The 17,628-nt window shown below is 62.1% G+C and carries 19 protein-coding genes; 14 read left to right on the plus strand and 5 right to left on the minus strand.

The features are described 5' to 3' along the window. Positions 1 to 7: 7 nt before the first annotated feature. Genes TK06_RS28585 through TK06_RS28625 form a run of 9 tightly spaced genes read left to right on the plus strand, consistent with a single transcriptional unit; the run spans position 8 to position 8,218 of the window. Complete coding sequence (locus TK06_RS28585; RefSeq protein WP_063325241.1) at positions 8 to 1,324, plus strand: cobyrinate a,c-diamide synthase; 1,317 nt, start codon at positions 8 to 10, stop codon at positions 1,322 to 1,324. Further along, positions 1,321 to 1,971, plus strand: a complete 651-nt coding sequence (gene bluB, locus TK06_RS28590) for a 5,6-dimethylbenzimidazole synthase (RefSeq protein ID WP_063324760.1) — start codon at positions 1,321 to 1,323, stop codon at positions 1,969 to 1,971. Before TK06_RS28585 ends, bluB begins: the two co-directional genes overlap by 4 nt. Continuing rightward, positions 1,968 to 2,876: an adenosylcobinamide-phosphate synthase CbiB gene (cbiB, locus tag TK06_RS28595; RefSeq protein ID WP_063324761.1), complete on the plus strand. Its 909-nt coding sequence runs from the start codon at positions 1,968 to 1,970 to the stop codon at positions 2,874 to 2,876. The genes bluB and cbiB overlap by 4 nt, the downstream gene beginning before the upstream one ends. Beyond that, positions 2,869 to 3,861, plus strand: a complete 993-nt coding sequence (cobD, locus tag TK06_RS28600; RefSeq protein ID WP_063324762.1) for a threonine-phosphate decarboxylase CobD — start codon at positions 2,869 to 2,871, stop codon at positions 3,859 to 3,861. The genes cbiB and cobD overlap by 8 nt, the downstream gene beginning before the upstream one ends. After that, the gene (locus tag TK06_RS28605) at positions 3,858 to 5,309 is read left to right on the plus strand and encodes a cobyric acid synthase (RefSeq protein ID WP_063324763.1); all 1,452 of its coding nucleotides are present in this window, start codon (positions 3,858 to 3,860) and stop codon (positions 5,307 to 5,309) included. The genes cobD and TK06_RS28605 overlap by 4 nt, the downstream gene beginning before the upstream one ends. 35 nt (positions 5,310 to 5,344) lie before the next feature. Continuing rightward, the gene (gene cobU, locus TK06_RS28610; RefSeq protein ID WP_063324764.1) at positions 5,345 to 5,866 is read left to right on the plus strand and encodes a bifunctional adenosylcobinamide kinase/adenosylcobinamide-phosphate guanylyltransferase; all 522 of its coding nucleotides are present in this window, start codon (positions 5,345 to 5,347) and stop codon (positions 5,864 to 5,866) included. After that, entirely contained in the window at positions 5,863 to 6,918 is a 1,056-nt protein-coding gene (gene cobT / locus TK06_RS28615; protein ID WP_063324765.1) for a nicotinate-nucleotide--dimethylbenzimidazole phosphoribosyltransferase, read from the plus strand. The genes cobU and cobT overlap by 4 nt, the downstream gene beginning before the upstream one ends. Next, complete coding sequence (cobC, locus tag TK06_RS28620; RefSeq protein WP_063324766.1) at positions 6,915 to 7,490, plus strand: alpha-ribazole phosphatase family protein; 576 nt, start codon at positions 6,915 to 6,917, stop codon at positions 7,488 to 7,490. Before cobT ends, cobC begins: the two co-directional genes overlap by 4 nt. Positions 7,491 to 7,492: 2 nt before the next feature. Further along, positions 7,493 to 8,218 (plus strand): adenosylcobinamide-GDP ribazoletransferase, encoded by a 726-nt coding sequence (locus tag TK06_RS28625; protein WP_063324767.1) that lies wholly within the window; start codon positions 7,493 to 7,495, stop codon positions 8,216 to 8,218. 43 nt (positions 8,219 to 8,261) lie between these two features. On the opposite strand, the gene TK06_RS28630 is transcribed toward TK06_RS28625, so the two are convergent. Both TK06_RS28630 and TK06_RS28635 read right to left on the minus strand, forming a co-directional pair. Continuing rightward, positions 8,262 to 8,996, minus strand: coding sequence for a response regulator transcription factor (locus TK06_RS28630; RefSeq protein ID WP_063324768.1), 735 nt, complete (start codon positions 8,994 to 8,996; stop codon positions 8,262 to 8,264). Positions 8,997 to 9,054: 58 nt separating this feature from the next. Then, a complete protein-coding gene (locus tag TK06_RS28635; protein WP_063324769.1) occupies positions 9,055 to 9,330 on the minus strand; it encodes a response regulator transcription factor in 276 nt (91 codons plus the stop codon). Positions 9,331 to 9,701: 371 nt separating this feature from the next. Between TK06_RS28635 and TK06_RS28640 the strand changes: the two genes are divergently transcribed. From TK06_RS28640 to TK06_RS28650, 3 genes are all read left to right on the plus strand, one after another. Then, positions 9,702 to 10,106: a MarR family winged helix-turn-helix transcriptional regulator gene (locus tag TK06_RS28640; RefSeq protein ID WP_063324770.1), complete on the plus strand. Its 405-nt coding sequence runs from the start codon at positions 9,702 to 9,704 to the stop codon at positions 10,104 to 10,106. Positions 10,107 to 10,158: 52 nt separating this feature from the next. Further along, entirely contained in the window at positions 10,159 to 11,367 is a 1,209-nt protein-coding gene (locus TK06_RS28645) for an MFS transporter (RefSeq protein ID WP_063324771.1), read from the plus strand. Between the two features lie 180 nt (positions 11,368 to 11,547). Then, complete coding sequence (locus TK06_RS28650) at positions 11,548 to 12,099, plus strand: glutathione peroxidase (RefSeq protein WP_063324772.1); 552 nt, start codon at positions 11,548 to 11,550, stop codon at positions 12,097 to 12,099. An 88-nt stretch (positions 12,100 to 12,187) separates the two neighbouring features. On the opposite strand, the gene TK06_RS28655 is transcribed toward TK06_RS28650, so the two are convergent. The 3 genes from TK06_RS28655 to TK06_RS28665 form a co-directional block, all read right to left on the minus strand. Then, positions 12,188 to 13,462 (minus strand): OmpP1/FadL family transporter, encoded by a 1,275-nt coding sequence (locus TK06_RS28655; RefSeq protein ID WP_063324773.1) that lies wholly within the window; start codon positions 13,460 to 13,462, stop codon positions 12,188 to 12,190. Positions 13,463 to 13,606: 144 nt separating this feature from the next. Beyond that, positions 13,607 to 14,089 (minus strand): hypothetical protein, encoded by a 483-nt coding sequence (locus TK06_RS28660; protein ID WP_063324774.1) that lies wholly within the window; start codon positions 14,087 to 14,089, stop codon positions 13,607 to 13,609. Between the two features lie 276 nt (positions 14,090 to 14,365). After that, positions 14,366 to 14,590, minus strand: a complete 225-nt coding sequence (locus TK06_RS28665; RefSeq protein ID WP_003204606.1) for a hypothetical protein — start codon at positions 14,588 to 14,590, stop codon at positions 14,366 to 14,368. A 1,080-nt stretch (positions 14,591 to 15,670) separates the two neighbouring features. On the opposite strand from TK06_RS28665, the gene TK06_RS28670 reads away from it, so the two are divergent. Together TK06_RS28670 and rmuC are read left to right on the plus strand one after the other, a co-directional pair. After that, positions 15,671 to 15,994 carry a sel1 repeat family protein gene (locus TK06_RS28670; protein ID WP_072348674.1) on the plus strand — a complete coding sequence of 108 codons (324 nt, stop codon included), beginning with the start codon at positions 15,671 to 15,673 and terminating at the stop codon, positions 15,992 to 15,994. A 188-nt stretch (positions 15,995 to 16,182) separates the two neighbouring features. Then, positions 16,183 to 17,568: a DNA recombination protein RmuC gene (gene rmuC / locus TK06_RS28675; RefSeq protein ID WP_161951764.1), complete on the plus strand. Its 1,386-nt coding sequence runs from the start codon at positions 16,183 to 16,185 to the stop codon at positions 17,566 to 17,568. Positions 17,569 to 17,628: the final 60 nt, after the last annotated feature.

Raw genomic sequence — 17,628 nt, forward strand, 5'->3', positions numbered from 1 at the left:
CACGTCCATGACGAGTCGCCATTGCCCGGCGGTGCTGATCGCCGCTCCGGCTTCGGGGCAAGGCAAGACCACCGTCACCGCCGCCCTGGCCCGTTTGCATCGCAACCAGGGGCGCAAGGTACGCGTCTTCAAGTGTGGCCCGGACTTTCTCGATCCGATGATTCTCGAGCGGGCCAGCGGCGCGCCGGTCTATCAGTTGGACATGTGGATGGTCGGCGAGCAGGAAAGTCGTCGGTTGTTGTGGGAAGCCGCCGCCGAAGCAGACCTGATCCTGATCGAAGGGGTGATGGGGTTGTTCGACGGCACCCCGTCCAGCGCCGACCTGGCGCGACATTTTGGTGTACCGGTGCTGGCGGTGATCGATGGCACGGCCATGGCCCAGACCTTCGGCGCCCTGGCCTTGGGCCTGGCGCGTTATCAAGCGGACTTGCCGTTCGCCGGGGTCTTGGCCAACCGCGTTGGCACCTTGCGCCACGCGCAGTTGCTCGAAGGCAGCCTGACCGAAGGCCTGCGCTGGTACGGCGCGCTGTCCCGGGAAACCGGCATCGAGTTGCCCAGCCGTCATCTCGGGCTGGTCCAGGCCAGCGAGTTGAATGACCTCGACCTGCGCCTCGACGCGGCAGCCGAGGCCCTGGCCGGCAGTTGCGAAGTGGCGCTGCCGCCAGCGGTCGAATTCGCCGCGCCCGAGGTGATCGACCCGCAACCATGGCTCGACGGCGTGCGCATCGCCGTGGCCCGGGACGAAGCGTTTGCCTTCACCTATGGCGCGAGCCTGGATCTGTTGCGGGCCATGGGCGCGCAGTTGAGCTTTTTTTCGCCGATTCATGACAGCGAATTGCCCGAGGCGGACAGCCTGTATCTGCCCGGCGGTTATCCAGAGCTGCACCACGTTGCGTTGGCCCGGAACACGCCGATGTTGGCGGCGATCCGTGCCCACCATGCAGCCGGTAAACCGTTGCTCGCCGAATGTGGCGGTATGTTGTATCTGCTTGATTCATTGACCGATGTCGAAGGCGTGCGTGCCGAGCTGCTGGGCTTGCTCGCGGGTGAGGCGCAGATGCAAAAGCGTCTGGCGGCCCTGGCGCTGCAATCGGTGGACTTGCCGGAAGGCATCTTGCGTGGGCATACCTATCATCATTCGCTGACCAGCACCGAACTTGAACCGATTGCCCGTGGCCATAGCCCCAACGGGGGGCGTGGGGCAGAAGCGGTGTTCCGGCAGGGGCGGATGACGGCTTCCTATGTGCATTTTTATTTTCCGTCGAATCCGAGGGCGATTGCCGCGCTGTTTGCGCCTGACCTTGAGGCCGCGAAAAGGCCATGACCGACAACGCTTTCTCCCAGGTCGAACGCGACGCAATCTACCGCGCCATCGCCGAGCGCCGTGACATGCGCCACTTCAGCGGCGGCACGGTCGAACCGGCCTTGCTGCGCCGGCTGCTGGAAGCCGCGCACCAGGCGCCCAGCGTGGGCCTGATGCAACCGTGGCGGTTTATCCGCATCAGTGACCGCGCCTTGCGCGGGAACATCCAGCAGTTGGTGGAAGAAGAACGCATCCGCACCGCCGAGGCCCTCGGCGAGCGCAGCGATGAATTCATGAAGCTCAAGGTCGAAGGCATCAACGACTGCGCCGAGGTGCTGGTGGCGGCGTTGATGGAGGATCGCGAGCGGCACATCTTCGGTCGCCGGACCTTGCCGGAAATGGACCTGGCCTCGCTGTCCTGCGCGATCCAGAACTTGTGGCTGGCGGCCCGCGCCGAAGGCCTGGGGATGGGCTGGGTGTCGTTGTTCGATCCCCAGGCCCTGGCCGATCTGCTGGGCCTGCCAGCGGGCGCCAAGCCGTTGGCGATACTCTGCCTGGGTCCGGTCGAGGCTTTTTACCCGGCGCCGATGCTCGCCCTGGAAGGCTGGGCGCAACCGCGTTCGCTGAATGAACTGCTCTATGAAAACCAGTGGGGCGTGCGCCCATGAGCGTGGCCTTGCTCACGGTCGCCGCGGTGGCGCTGGATGCGTTGCTGGGTGAGCCCCGGCGTTGGCATCCGCTGGTGGCGTTCGGCGGTTTTGCCTCGCGGATCGAACAACGTTTCAACTCCGGTGGGCGCGGCTGGCGCAGCCATGGGGTGACGGCGTGGATCATCGCCGTGGTGCCCTTGACCTTGCTCGCCACGGCCCTGTCTTGGGCGCCCATGGTGGGCTGGCTGGTGGACATCCTCGCGCTGTACTGCGCCCTCGGCCTGCGCAGCCTCGGCGAACATGTCGAGCCGGTGGCCCAGGCGCTGCGCAGTGGCGATCTGGATGAAGCGCGCCTGCGTGTCGGCTACCTGGTCAGCCGCGAAACCCGCGAGCTGGACGAAACCGCCGTGGCCCGTGCCGCCACCGAGTCGGTGCTGGAGAACGGCAGCGACGCGGTGTTCGCCGCGCTGTTCTGGTTCGCCGTGGCCGGCGCGCCCGGTGTGGTGTTGTACCGCTTGAGCAATACCCTCGATGCCATGTGGGGCTATCGCAACGAGCGTTTCGAGCGCTTCGGCTGGGCGGCGGCAAAGATCGACGATGTGCTCAACTACATTCCGGCGCGTCTGGTGGCGTTGACCTACGCGCTGCTCGGCAAGACCCGCCTGGCACTCAAGTGCTGGCGCAGCCAGGGCCCGACCTGGGACAGCCCCAATGCCGGGCCGGTCATGGCTGCCGGTGCCGGTGCGCTGGGTGTGGAGTTGGGCGGGGCGGCGGTTTATCACGGTGAACTGCACCAACGTCCGCCGCTGGGCGAAGGCGTGCCGGCGAGCGCAGACTCCATTGATCGCGGCTGGCAATTGGTCCAGCGCGGCGTATGGTTATGGCTGCTGATTCTCTGCCTGGGAGCTGAGTTTTATGCTTGAGCACGGTGGGCGCTTGCGTAACGCGGCCCGGCAATACGGCATCGCCGAGGCTGACTGGCTGGATTTGTCCAGCGGCCTGGCGCCTTGGCCGTTCGAGGTTCCGGCGATTCCCCTGCGGGCCTGGGCGCGCCTGCCGGAAACCGATGACGGCCTGGAACAGGCCGCCTGCGACTACTACGGTGCGTTGGATGTATTGCCGGTGGCCGGTTCGCAAATGGCCATCCAGCTGTTGCCGCGCCTGCGCCGGGCTGGCAAGGTCGGCGTCTTGTCGCCGTGTTACGCCGAGCACGCCGAAGCCTGGCGCCGCAGCGGCTACATCGTGCGCGAAGTGCTGGAGTCGGAGGTGGATTTCTTTCTCGACAGCCTCGACGTGCTGGTGGTGGTCAATCCGAACAATCCCACGGGCCTGAGCCTTGCACCCGAGCGCTTGCTGGACTGGCATGGGCGCCTGGCTCAGCGCGGTGGCTGGCTGGTGGTGGATGAAGCCTTCATGGACGTCACGCCGGCGCTGAGTCTGGCGGCGCACACCCATCTGGTCGGGTTGATCGTGCTGCGCTCGTTTGGCAAGTTCTTTGGCCTGGCCGGGGTTCGCCTGGGGTTTGTACTGGCCGAGCGCCGCTTGCTCAAGTTGCTCGCCGAACAGGTCGGGCCGTGGGTGGTCAGCGGGCCGACCCGGGTGCTGGGGCAGGCGTGCTTGCTGGACACTGATGCCCACGCCTACCAGCGCCAACGCTGCGAAGCCAACAGCCAACGCCTGGCGCTGATGCTCGAACGCCACGGCTTCAAGCCACAGGGCGGCTGCGGGTTGTTCCAATGGCTGGTCACCGAACACGCCCTGGGGCTTCATGATTTCATGGCCCATCGCGGCATTCTCCTGCGCTTGTTTACCAACACCAGCAGCCTGCGCTTCGGACTGCCAGCCGACGACAGCGAATTCCTGCGCCTCGAACAGGCCTTAGAGGCCTACACCAAGGACATTCGATGACCACTGTGATGGTGCAAGGCACCACGTCCGATGCCGGCAAAAGTACCTTGGTCACGGCTTTATGCCGCTGGGTCCGCCGCCAGGGTGTCAGCGTGGTGCCGTTCAAGCCGCAGAACATGGCGCTCAACAGCGCCGTGACCGCTGACGGCGGCGAAATCGGCCGCGCTCAGGCGGTGCAGGCCCAGGCCGCCGGCCTCGAACCGCACACCGACATGAACCCGGTGCTGCTCAAGCCCAACAGCGACACGGGCGCCCAGGTGATCATCCACGGTCGCGCCGTGACCACCATGAATGCCGTGGCCTATCACGATTACAAAGCCATCGCGATGCAAGCGGTGCTGGCCTCCCACACGCGCTTGAGCGCGGCCTATCCGGTAGTGATGGTGGAGGGCGCCGGCTCGCCAGCGGAGATCAACCTGCGTGCTGGCGACATTGCCAACATGGGCTTTGCCGAGGCGGTGGACTGCCCGGTGCTGCTGATCGCCGACATCAATCGCGGTGGAGTATTCGCCCATCTGGTCGGTACGCTGGAGTTGCTTTCACCCAGCGAGCAGGCGCGGGTCAAGGGTTTCGTCATCAACCGTTTTCGCGGCGACATCGCCTTGTTGCAACCGGGCCTCGATTGGCTGGAGGCGCGCACCGGCAAACCGGTGGTGGGCGTGTTGCCCTACGTGATGGACCTGCACCTGGAAGCCGAGGACGGCCTCGACCAGCGCCAGGCCGACAAGGTCGAACAGCTGCTCAAGGTGGTGGTGCCGGTTTTGCCGCGCATCAGCAACCACACCGATTTCGATCCGTTGCGCCTGCATCCGCAGGTCGACCTGCAATTCATCGGCCCCGGCCAGCCCATCCCGCCGGCCGACCTGATCATCCTGCCCGGTTCGAAAAGCGTGCGCAGCGACCTGGCCTACCTGCGCGCCAACGGCTGGGAAAGCGCGCTCCAACGGCACCTGCGCTACGGCGGCAAGCTGCTGGGCATTTGCGGCGGCTTGCAGATGCTCGGCCAGCAGGTCCACGACCCGCTGGGGCTGGAAGGCGCGGCGGGCTCCAGTGCCGGCCTGGGCCTGCTGGCCTTTGAAACGACGCTGGAACACGAGAAACAACTGCGCAATGTCCGCGGGCGATTGGCCTTGGAAGAGGCTGAAGTCAGCGGCTATGAGATTCACGCCGGCGTGACCACCGGCCCGGCACTGGAACACGCAGCGGTGTACCTGGAAGACGGCCGTTGCGACGGCGCGCAAAGTCTCGATGGGCAGATTTTCGGCACCTACCTGCATGGGCTGTTCGAGTCTCCCCAGGCCAGCAGCGCGTTGTTGCGCTGGGCTGGGTTGCCGGATGTGCAAACGGTGGATTACCACGGCTTGCGCGAGCGGGACATCGAGCGGTTGGCGGATCTGGTGGCGCGGCATCTGGACACTGGTTTGTTGCGTGAACTCTGTGGGATTTAGGCCGGCAGCAACACCGCCATTGAAAGGTAAAACACATGCTCCAACTGATCCTCGGCGGCGCCCGCTCCGGCAAAAGCCGCCTGGCGGAAAAACTCGCGGTCGAAACAGGCTTGCCAGTGACCTACATCGCCACCAGCCAGCCCCTGGACGGCGAGATGAACGCACGGGTCGCCCAACACCGAGCCCGTCGCCCGGCCGAATGGGCGCTGGTGGAAGAACCCTTGGCCCTGGCCCGGGTGCTGCAAGAAAACGCCGCCCCCGGACAATGTCTGCTGGTGGATTGCCTGACCCTGTGGCTGACCAACCTGCTGATGCTCGACGACCCCGAGCGGCTGAACGCAGAACGCGAAGCACTGCTGGACTGCCTCGCCGCGCTGCCCGGGGAGATCATTTTTGTCAGCAACGAGACTGGCATGGGTGTCGTGCCCCTGGGCGAGTTGACTCGCCGTTATGTCGATGAAGCCGGTTGGCTGCATCAAGCCTTGGCCGAACGGTGTCAGCGCGTCGTGCTGACCGTCGCCGGCCTGCCCCTGACTCTCAAAGGTACTGCGTTATGAATCACCGCTGGTGGCTGGACCCGTGCAAGCCCCTCGATACCCAGGCCCTGGAACAGGCCACGGCCCGTCAGCAACAACTGACCAAACCGGCCGGCTCCCTCGGGCGGCTGGAGTCGGTGGCGGTGCAACTGGCGGGGCTGCAAGGGCAGGTCAAGCCGAGTCTGGATCACGTCTGGATCGCGATTTTTGCCGGTGACCATGGCGTGGTGGCGGAGGGCGTCTCAGCCTTTCCCCAGGAAGTGACCGGGCAGATGCTGCTCAACTTCGTCAGCGGCGGCGCGGCCATCAGCGTCCTGGCGCGGCAACTGGGCGCTTCGCTGGAAGTGGTGGACCTGGGCACCGTAACGCCTGCGCTGGACCTGCCCGGCGTGCGGCATCTGCGCGTCGGCCCCGGCACGGCGAATTTCGTCCATGGCCCGGCGATGACCGTGGCCCAAGGCGAGCAAGCCCTGCAAGCCGGCCGCGACAGTGTGCAGCGTGCCGTTGCAGCCGGGACGCACTTGTTCATTGGTGGCGAGATGGGCATCGGCAACACCACGGCGGCCAGCGCCCTGGCCTGTGCCTTGCTTGATTGCCCGGTGGCGCATCTGGTTGGTCCGGGCACCGGGCTGGACGCGGCGGGTGTCAGCCACAAGGCCCAGGTGATCGAACGGGCCCTGGCGCTGCACGCAGCCCAACGCGACGACCCGTTGCAGACCCTGTTCAACCTCGGCGGTTTTGAAATCGCCGCGTTGGCCGGCGCGTACCTGGCCTGTGCCCAGCAAGGCGTCGCCGTGCTGGTGGACGGGTTCATCTGCAGTGTCGCGGCTCTGGTGGCGGTACGCGTCAATCCCGGATGCCGGCCATGGTTGCTGTTCGGCCATCGCGGCGCCGAGCCGGGCCATCGCCACGTGCTGGAAACCCTCGGCGCCGAACCGCTGCTGGACCTTGGCCTGCGCCTGGGCGAGGGCAGTGGCGCGGCGTTGGCGGTGCCACTGTTGCGCCTGGCCTGTGGCTTGCACGGGCAGATGGCGACGTTTGCCGAAGCGGCCGTGGCGGATCGCCCGGCATGACCTTGCGCCTGGACCTGTTGCGTCACGGCGAAACCGAACTGGGCGGCGGACTGCGCGGCAGCCTCGACGACGCCTTGACCGCCAAGGGCTGGGAGCAAATGCACGCGGCAGTCATAGAAGGCGGGCCCTGGGATCGGTTGGTTAGTTCGCCGTTGCAGCGTTGCGCCCGTTTCGCCGAACAACTCGGCGCCCGGCTGGGCGTGCCAGTGCACTTGGACAAGGACCTGCAAGAGCTACATTTCGGCGCCTGGGAAGGCCGCAGCGCGGCGGCGTTGATGGACACCGATGCCGAAGCCTTAGGCCGATTCTGGGCCGATCCCTACAGCTTCACGCCACCCGATGGCGAGCCGGTGCTGGCGTTTTCCGGGCGCGTTTTGGCGGCGGTGGAACGCCTGCATAGCGCTTATGTCGGCCAGCGGATTTTGCTGGTCAGCCATGGCGGCGTGATGCGCTTGCTGCTGGCACAGGCCCGGGGTCTGCCTCGGGAGCAACTGCTCAATGTCGAAGTCGGCCACGGCGCGTTGTTTACCCTGCACGTGTCGTCCGGTGCGCGGCTGGAAGAGGCGGTTTGACCATGTTGCCATTCTGGATCGCCTTGCAATTTCTCAGCAGCCTGCCGGTTCGCCTGCCGGGCATGCCCGAGCCTGAGCAACTGGGCCGTTCGCTGTTGTTCTACCCGCTGGTGGGCCTGTTGTTCGGCGGTCTGCTGTGGCTGCTCAATGCACTGCTGCTGGGTGCACCGTCGCTACTCCACGCCGCGCTGTTGCTGACGGCCTGGGTGTTGCTCAGCGCAGGCCTGCACCTCGACGGCCTGGCCGACAGCGCCGACGCCTGGCTGGGCGGTTTTGGTGACCGCGAACGCACGCTGCTGATCATGAAGGATCCGCGCAGCGGACCCATTGCGGTGATCACCTTGGTGTTGGTGCTGCTGCTCAAGTTCGCCGCGCTGCTGGCGTTGATCGAGCAGGGGCAAGCGTTGGCCTTGATCATCGTGCCGGTGCTGGGGCGTGCGGCGTTGCTTGGCCTGTTTCTCAGCACACCTTACGTGCGCGCCGGCGGGTTGGGCCAAGCGCTTGCCGATCATCTGCCCCGGCGCGCGGGTGGATGGGTGTTGTTGGTGTGTGCGTTGGGCTGTGTGCTGGTGGCGGGGTGGCCCGGCGTTTGGGCATTGGCCGTTGCTTTCGCGGTGTTCGTTGGCTTGCGGCGGATGATGCTGCGCAGGCTCGGGGGCTGCACCGGGGATACAGCCGGGGCGTTGCTGGAGTTGCTTGAAATAGCGGTGCTGGTGGGGTGGGTCTGAGTTGACGGGAACGCGATGGTGGGCCGTTTCGGGATTTGAGGGGTCAACCCTTTAACCCACTCACCCGAGCAAACTCCATCAATCCACCGTCATGCCCAAGCCCCAACTTGTCCATGGCGGTGCGTTTTTGTCGGCTGATAGTTTTTTCACTGCGATTGAGCTGGGCTGCAATCTGTCTGCCCGACATCCCGTGCACGAACAGCCTCACCACCTCCAGCTCCCGTTCGGAAAGGCTCACCCGGTTGGCGTCCGAGCGCGTGGCGGCCAAGGTTTGCCCTCGCAGAAGCTCAAGAAAAGCCGGGCATGCATACTGCCGCCCCTGGGTGACACCGAGGATGGCCTGTTTCAGTTCCATCAAAGGACTGCGTTTATCGAACAAGCCGTTCACGCCGGTATTGAGCAAGGCCTGCAACACGGACGGATTGCGTAGCATGGTGATCACGATCAGGGGGCAGGCGCGGTAGTGGCGTTTCAAATAGCCCATCAGGGCCAGGCCGTCCGGAAACTGCCCATCGGGCATCGAATAGTCGCAGATGACCAGGTCGCAGGGGGTGCGCTCCAAGTGCTGGAGCAGTTCATCGGCGTTGCGAGCCTTGGCAACCACTGAAAACCCAGCCCCCGCCAGGACCATTTCGATACCCGTCAGCACGACGGGGTGATCATCGGCAAGGATGATGCGTATAGGGTTGTCCGAAGAAGGCCTGTGCGACACTCGCGTATCGTCACAGGTGCTGAGGCCGAAAATGTCGCGGCATTCGGGCGTGTGGTTCAGATTCATTGCTGCCTCTACAGGGGTCAAGTACATCCCGACCGCTGCTGACAAGCCGTCGGAGCGCTCAGATCAAGCCTCGTTCGCGCGCGATTTTTCCCGCGAGATGACGCGAACTGACGCCGAATTTTCGGCGAATGTTGTTGAAGTGATAATTGACGTTGGCCTCGCTGCAATCAACGATGACGGCAATCTCCCAAGAAGATTTGCCAGCCTCGCTCCACTGCAGGAATTCCTTCTCCCGATTGGTGAGTCGGATCGCTTGAGCAGGTTTTTTTTCCGTGGAGTGGTAATGGTCTTGGTATGGCGCCGAACGTCCAGAAATCGCGGTGCTGTGGTACATGACTGAAACTCCCATTCATCATCATTATTTGATGGCGTGGGGGTGGCGGAATCTTCCCACTTCTTGATGGCATGGTTCGCACAACCCGTCTTCAAGCCTGCAGGCAGGGCTGAAAGCACGGTTTCGTTTATAGCTTGATTCAAAGCACCTGAAACCTGTCAGACATTACAGGTGGGGGACTCTAATGAGTAATGGTTGAAAAGGCTGTCAGCCAAAGCGCCTGATTTTGTGGGATTTATTTCCGTCTGGTTGACGATTCCGTTTGTCCTGACCAAGCAAAAACCAGGAGAAAGCGAGGCTAGGGAACATGACATAAGTGAAAATCGCCATTTAAATTTGCATTCAATCAACCCCGGGTATATACACGCACCATGCTTCCTTCCCAATGCTTGTGCATCAACCTGCGTCGCGCCGCGCGTGGCGTCAGCAGGTATTACGACGGCGCCCTCGACGGCTTCGGGATCAACGTTGCCCAGTATTCTTTGCTGAGCAACCTGGCGCGCTTGGACCAGCCGAGTATTTCTTCCCTGGCCGAAGCCATGGGCCTGGACCGCAGCACTCTGGGTCGTAATCTGCGTGTGCTGGAAGGCGAAGGGCTGGTGGCGCTGGCCGAGGGGGAAGACCTGCGTAACCGCATCGTCGTGCTCACTGAGACGGGGCAGGCCCGGTTGGCGGCGGCGTTGCCGGCCTGGGAAGCGGCGCAGCAGAAACTGATTGATAAGCTGGGCGCCGAAAAGCGTGCGACCTTGCTGGCCTTGCTGGATGAACTGGCGTGAAGCCGGTTCGTTCGATGATAAGTGGGTATATACCCGCGACCGGAGAGCAAGAATGACATCGATGTGGCGTACCTGTGGTTGGGTCCTGGTGGGCAGCGCGCTGATCCTGGCGTTGTCCCTGGGCGTACGGCATGGCTTCGGCCTGTTCCTGGCGCCCATGAGTGCCGAGTTCGGCTGGGGCCGTGAGGTGTTCGCCTTCGCCATTGCCTTGCAGAACCTGATCTGGGGCTTGGCGCAGCCGTTCACCGGCGCGCTGGCCGACCGCTTCGGTGCGGCGAAAGTGGTGCTGATCGGCGGTGTGCTGTACGCATTGGGCCTGGTGTTCATGGGCATGGCCGATTCGCCATGGTCCTTGTCGTTGAGTGCGGGTCTGCTGATTGGCATCGGCCTCTCAGGCACGTCGTTCTCGGTGATTCTGGGTGTGGTCGGGCGGGCCGTGCCGCCGGAAAAACGCAGCATGGGCATGGGTATCGCCAGTGCCGCCGGTTCCTTCGGCCAGTTCGCCATGCTGCCCGGTACGCTGGGGCTGATCGGCTGGCTCGGTTGGTCGGCGGCGTTGTTGGCGCTGGGGCTGCTGGTGGCGTTGATCGTGCCGCTGGTGAGCATGCTCAAGGACGCGCCGTTGCCGGTCGCCGGCCATGAGCAAACCCTGGGCGAAGCCTTGCGTGAGGCGTGCAGTCATTCCGGGTTCTGGCTGCTGGCGGTTGGTTTTTTTGTCTGCGGTTTCCAGGTGGTGTTCATCGGCGTGCATTTGCCGGCCTATCTGGTGGACCAACATCTGCCGGCCAGCGTCGGGACCACCGTGTTGGCCCTGGTCGGGCTTTTCAATATCTTCGGTACCTACACCGCCGGCTGGCTGGGCGGACGCATGTCCAAGCCCCGGTTGCTGACGGGGTTGTACCTGGTGCGAGCGGTGGTGATCGGCTTGTTCCTGTGGCTGCCGGTGACCACCACTACGGCGTACCTGTTCGGCATGGCGATGGGCTTGCTGTGGCTGTCGACGGTACCGTTGACCAACGGCACGGTAGCGACCTTGTTTGGTGTACGAAATCTCTCGATGTTGGGTGGGATCGTGTTCCTGTTCCACCAGTTGGGTTCGTTCCTCGGTGGTTGGTTGGGCGGGGTGGTGTACGACCGCACCGGCAGCTACGACTTGATCTGGCAGGTGTCGATCCTGCTCAGCCTGTTGGCGGCGGCCTTGAACTGGCCAGTACGTGAACGTCCGGTGGCGCGCCTGCAAGTCCAGGCCGGCGCAGCATGAATCGCATCGGTCCGTGGTTGATCGCTGCCGGTGCCGGCCTGCTGCTGGCGTTCGCCTGGTGGGGCTGGCATCAGGGCGGATTGGCCTTGATGCAGTTGGGCATGGGCAACTGCTGACAATGGACGGCGTCGGACGCTGCGAGTAACGTCTTGGTCTGACGTGCTTTTAAGGAAAATCGACATGTTGATGCGCTGGTTTGCTGTTCCCGCCCTGTTGCTGGCTGTGACCGGGCAAGTCTGGGCCGCTGGTTGCCCACCGTTGCTGGAGGGTTCGTTGCCCAAGCTACGGGCCAAGGAAACCATCGATCTGTGCCAGCGCTTCGCCGGCAAGCCGCTGGTGGTGGTCAACACTGCCAGCTTCTGTGGGTTCGCCCCGCAATTCAAAGGTCTTGAGGCGCTCAACCAGCGCTACAAGGACCAAGGGCTGCAAGTGCTGGGTGTGCCGTCCAATGACTTCAAGCAGGAGTCCAAGGACGGCGCTGAAACCGCCAAGGTCTGCTACGTCAATTACGGCGTGACCTTCACCATGACCGAACCACAACCGGTGCGCGGCGCTGACGCAATACCGTTGTTCAAGCATTTGGCTGAACAGTCTGGTGCGCCGAAGTGGAATTTCTACAAATACGTCGTGGACCGACAGGGCAAGGTCATCGCCAGTTTTTCCAGCCGGACCAAGCCCGATGATCCTGAGTTGATCAAGGCTGTAGAAGCTGCCATCGCTTCGAAACCCTGACCGCCAGCCACGAAAAAGCCCCGGCTCTTTGCAGAGTGCGGGGCTTTTTTCGTTTTTGCGGCGAGGCGTTCAGCTTCGCCGTGCATCATCAGAAGCGGTAGGTTGCACCGACACCAAAACCGTTGGCGCTGTTTTCGTATTCAGCGTTGTAGGATTGGTTGAGAGCGTTGCTGCCACTGACTTTGACTTTTTCTTCCTTGAGGTAGGAATACGCCACGTCAATGGTCAGGTCGTCGGTTGGGCTCCAGCCGGCACCGAGGCTGAAGATGGTCCGGTCGCCAGTAGGAATGCGTGGCGAGCGATCGGCGTTGTTGGTGGGCGCCTGGTCGAAAGACAGGCCGGTACGCAGTACCCACTGTTTGTTCAACTGGTAGGAAGTCCCGATGGCGTAGGCCCAGGTGTCGTGCCAGTTTTGTTCTTCGGTGATGGTGCCGAGAGACGGGTTCAGTAAACCACCGCCGCTGCTGGTGCCTTCGTTTTCCACCGTGATTTCTTTCAGGCGGCTCCAACGAGTCCAGGTGCTACCGGCATAGACGGTCCAGGCATCATTGATTTGTTGAGTGACCGAAAAGTCCACCGACTCAGGCGTGGTGATGTCCAGCGAAGCGTCGTAGCGACCGTCGGTAAGCAGGAAGGCAGGCATCCCGGCGCCCGGGTTCACTTCAGTGTGGCCTTCAAGCTTGTACTTGACCTTGGAATGGTAGGTCAAGCCGACACGAGTGGTGTCGGTTGCCTGGACCAGCACGCCGACGTTATAGCCGTAGCCAATGTCGTCACCCTTGATCTCTACGCCGGCCTCGGGCAGACCCGGTACGCCCAACTGCGATTCCAGGGAGCCGGAAATACGGTTGATGGTCGGGCCGAAACCGATCGATACCTTGTCGTTGAAGGCATAGCTGACGGTTGGCTGGAAAGTGACGACTTTCACTTCGCTCTTGCTGCCGAAACTCCGACCCTGGAAGCCGTTTTCATAATCGGTGATCAAGCCAAACGGTGCGTAGACACCCAGGCCGAAAGCCCACTGATCATCGATAGGCTTGACGTAATAGCCCATCGGAACGCCGGTCAGCGGGACCATGTCACCCTTGTTGGTGCCGGACTGGGTGCCGCTGGCATCGTTGATATCGGTGGAGGCATCAATGGCGGCGAAGCCACCAGTGACTTGCTGGCGCTTGAGGCGCGACATGCCGGCAGGGTTGCCAAAAACGGTGCTGGCGTCATCGGCAATGGAAGAACGACCTGCGAAACCAGTGCCCATGCCACTGATGCTTTGTTCGTTCAAGGCAAAGCCACTGGCGAAAAGTTGGGTGGATGCCAAGGTGACGGCAAGGCCGAGGGTGGTTTTGAGCATGATTTTTTTCATTGTTAGAACTCCTGATGATCACCGGGGCGAAAATTACCAACATTTTCGTGCAAGCGCTATAGCCCGTATCGCTTGATTTAGAGGGGTTTTGTAGGACAATCCGACCAGATTCGCGACCGTTGCAGGAAGTTTCCAAATTCCCCATCAGCAAGCGACCTGATTCAGTGATGAAACACAGCTTCGCCAGGCGCAGGTGAAATCTCGCAGGCGCCCTTGGGGGTGGAAGGTTTGTCGCCAGATGCGGGCCATGCCAAGCAGGTCATCGGCTTCGGGAAGCGGAGTGTTCTGTTCCTCCACCAGCAGCCAGGCAATGGCAGTGGCATAGCGCAGGTTGACGGTCAATTCCAGGTGCGGACCGCTGAGAAAGGCGTGCTGGCTGGCCAGGCCGCGTACCAGGCTGGCACGTTCTGGGTCCAGCGCCAGGTAATGGTCCCAGAGTGCCTGGTGTCGGGGCTCGGTAATGCGATACAGGCCATGCCCGCGGCGATCATGCAGGGCTGAACCCAGGGCGGACTGGCTGGCGGCAATACCCAGCAACAAGGATTCCGCAGTTGCACTGTGACGCTCAAGGTAGAGGAGCGTCGGGCGGATCACATATCGACACAGTTCGCTGGCAGCGATACCCATAAAACCCTCGAAGTGTGAAATGGGCGGAGCCTGAAGAGTGTGGGCTTGGCAGCGGTGGATCGGTCCAGGCCCCGCCGGAAGCGGATCATGCCGCTTGACTTGAAGTTTAGTGTCATATTTGCGTTGTAAAGGACTGTTTTTAAAACATCTTCAACGAACGGTTATAACTGTTATATCCCTTGGTACTTACGCCGTTTCGCTTAATCGAGGAATTCCAGGCAATAAAAAACCCCGCTTTTTGGGCGGGGCCTTTGGGGTTTCAGCCTTTCTGGCGTCTCAGGCAACCAGTGCCTGACGAGTACGCTCGATCACGGCCTGCAGCGGCTCGGCGCTGGAGTACTGATCGGGGTACAGGCGTTCGCTGTGACGGGCGATGCCGTGTTCGTTGACCAGGGTGAAGCTGAAGCAGCCTTTGCGAGCGGCCATGATCAGGCAGTTCATCGGGGCAAAAGCGTTGGTTAGGGTGCGGATAGCATCCTGTGCGTGGATTTGAGTGGACATGTTATGGGTGTTCCTGCAAATGACACGGTTAAGAACCGTGCAACGTTAAAACGTTCCAGTAACGTCGACCACCATTGGTCGAACGAAGAACCCGACTGGAACAAAGCAGCCAGTTTGAGCGCTATATGAAGTGCGCGCTTGGGCTGGCAGGTAGGTACTTAGGAGGGCAGGCAACACATCGAGGGCAAAGGTTCTGGGCCCGGGGTGAAGATCCTGATCAATTTTGCAGGTTGGTTCGGTCAGAGTAAGGAGCCTGGCAACACCCTTTGCATTCGATCAAAGGCTGTGTTGACGCAAGGTTTACCTGGAAACCATCGAGGGGGCCGGTCTCCTTTTTTCGGTGAGGCGTCCTTTGAAGGATGGCTGACCGTGGAGATGTGTTCGACCCGGAATTGACTTTCAGCTTGGTACTAACGCCGCGGATACTAACGGATCGAACTCGTGAAGGGAAGGGCGTTGGCTAAAAAATATTCAAATGGGCCATAAGAGAAAGGCCAAACCATGACTGTCTGTACCGCGGACAGGATGGACACGGACCCCGTGGCGAGGGAGCTTGCTCCCGCTGGGTTGCGCAGCAGCCCCAAAAGCAGGGCCGCTTCGCGCCCCAGCGGGAGCAAGCTCCCTCGCCACCGACATAGCACAGGATCCCGAGGACTGCGGTGCATCCAAGCCACTGTTGCGCTGGGCAGGGCATCAAGGTTATCCCCAGGTTCTGCTGCCAAACGTACCAAAAAATCGCAGCCTTATAACCCGTTCGGATGGTATTTGTGCACACTTGTGATGCGGCTTGTCACCGAACTGTCATGTGCGAACAATTCGGGGTGGGTGCCTGCATCCAAAATTTAAGTCAATGAAAAACATCGCTTTTTTTTACTGGTGAAAAAATCGTCAGTTTGAGCGCAGGCCCCGTTCCATAGGGCTTTGCGCGAGTTCAGGGGGGGTTGTCCACTGAGTTATCCACAGCTTCTGTGGATTGTCCCAAGCGCTTGCTCTAGCACGGGCGTGCCGGTTTTTTTCGGCTTTACCCGTACGAAAAAAGGAGTAGAGTGGCGCGCCTTCCGATCTATCCCACAGTGTTTTATGAAGTTTCGCTCCGTATCAAATCCTGTTACCTCCACACCCCCGGGTGTTACCCCACCCAAGCGTATTTCGATGCGGGTGGCTGAGTGGCTGCTCGACAGCCCGCGACTGGGAGATAGCCCCAGCGTCAAGCACTTGGCCGGCCGGTTACTCAAGCAACCGGCCCGTGAAGGCGTGGTGGCCGCGCAAAGTCGCCTCGGACAATTGATGTGCCGTGAATGCGGCAACGCCCGGGATCGCCGCATCGGCCAGGACCTGCTGCGCCAGGCTGCGCGTGCCGGCGATGATCGAGCCCGCCGAGCCCTCGGTGAAATCGAAGGCTGAAAACGAAGACCGAGCTGGGCAACCCCGGGCCGCTTGGTTAACCTTCGGGCTTTATTTGATCGGCAGGAATTGTCATGGCTATGGATTTGACCAGCCTGTTGTTTGGCCTGGCGGGCGCTGCGGTGCCGTTGCTGGCACTGGCCTGGCACCTGCAACGCCAGGCCGCCGCCGCGCAGACCGAACAGGCCCTGCTGGAAGAGCGCCTGGCCACCGCACACATGGCCCACGACGGCCTCAATGCCCAGCTTGATGCCTGCCGCGATGAGATCAGCGACCTGAGCCAGGCGAACGCCGCCAAGCAAGCCGAGCTTGCCGCAGCCTGTCGTGAAGTGGAGTTGTTGCAGATCGAGCGCGACAACGCCCGGGATGCGGCCCACGCCTGGAACCTTGAGCGCGCCAACAAGGAAGCGGAACTGCGGCGGCTCGATGCCCAGGCGGCGTCGTTGCATGCCGAACTGCGCGAGCAGCAGGAAAGCCATCAGCAACGTCTGGATGATCTGCAAGGTTCGCGCGACGAGTTGCGGGCACAGTTCGCCGAGCTCGCCGGAAAAATCTTCGATGAGCGTGAGCAGCGTTTCGCCGAAACCAGCCAACAGCGCCTGGGCCAGTTGCTCGATCCGCTGAAGGAGCGCATCCAGTCCTTCGAAAAACGTGTCGAAGAAAGTTATCAGGCCGAGGCCCGGGAACGTTTCTCCCTGGGCAAGGAGCTGGAGCGGCTGCAGCAGTTGAACCTGCGCCTGAGCGATGAAGCCACCAACCTCACCCGTGCCCTCAAAGGCCAGAAAACCCAGGGTAACTGGGGCGAGTTGATCCTGGAGCGGGTACTCGAACATGCCGGCCTGGAGAAGGGCCGTGAATATCAGACCCAAGTCAGCCTCAAGGGCCCGGACGGCGAGCGTTTCCAACCAGACGTGTTGATTTACCTGCCCGGCGACAAGCAAGTGGTGGTCGATTCCAAGGTCAGCCTCACGGCCTATCAGCAGTACGTGGCCGCCGAGGACGACGCCATTGGCCAACATGCCCTCAAGCAACATGTGGCGTCGTTGCGCGCCCACGTCAAAGGCTTGGCCGGCAAGGACTACAAACGCCTGGACGGTCTGCACAGCCTGGATTTCGTGTTGCTGTTCGTGCCGATCGAAGCGGCGTTTTCCGCCGCCCTGCAAGCCGAGCCGAACCTGTTCCAGGAAGCCTTCGATCGCAATATCGTGATTGTCAGCCCGACCACGCTGCTGGCGACATTGCGGGTGATCGACAGCTTGTGGAAGCAGGAACGCCAGAGCCAGAACGCTCGGGAAATCGCCGAGCGAGCGGGGTGGCTGTATGACAAATTCGTGCTGTTCATCCAGGACCTGGACGAGATCGGCAGTCGCCTGCAGCAACTGGACAAGGCCTACAGCGCAGCGCGCAACAAGCTGACCGAAGGACGCGGCAACCTGATCAGTCGCAGTGAACAGCTCAAGCTCCTCGGTGCCCGGGCGAGCAAGAGTTTGCCCGCCGATTTGCTCGAACGGGCGATGACCGATGCGGATGGGCTGCCTGAGTTGCCTGAAGAAACGGTAAAAACCCAGGATTAATGAAACCCATAAGCTTGATGCAAACCCCTGTGGCGAGGGAGCTTGCTCCCGCTTGAGTGC

Origin of the sequence: Pseudomonas fluorescens, from assembly GCF_001623525.1 — a bacterium.
GTDB classification, from domain to species: Bacteria; Pseudomonadota; Gammaproteobacteria; order Pseudomonadales; family Pseudomonadaceae; genus Aquipseudomonas; species Aquipseudomonas fluorescens_Q.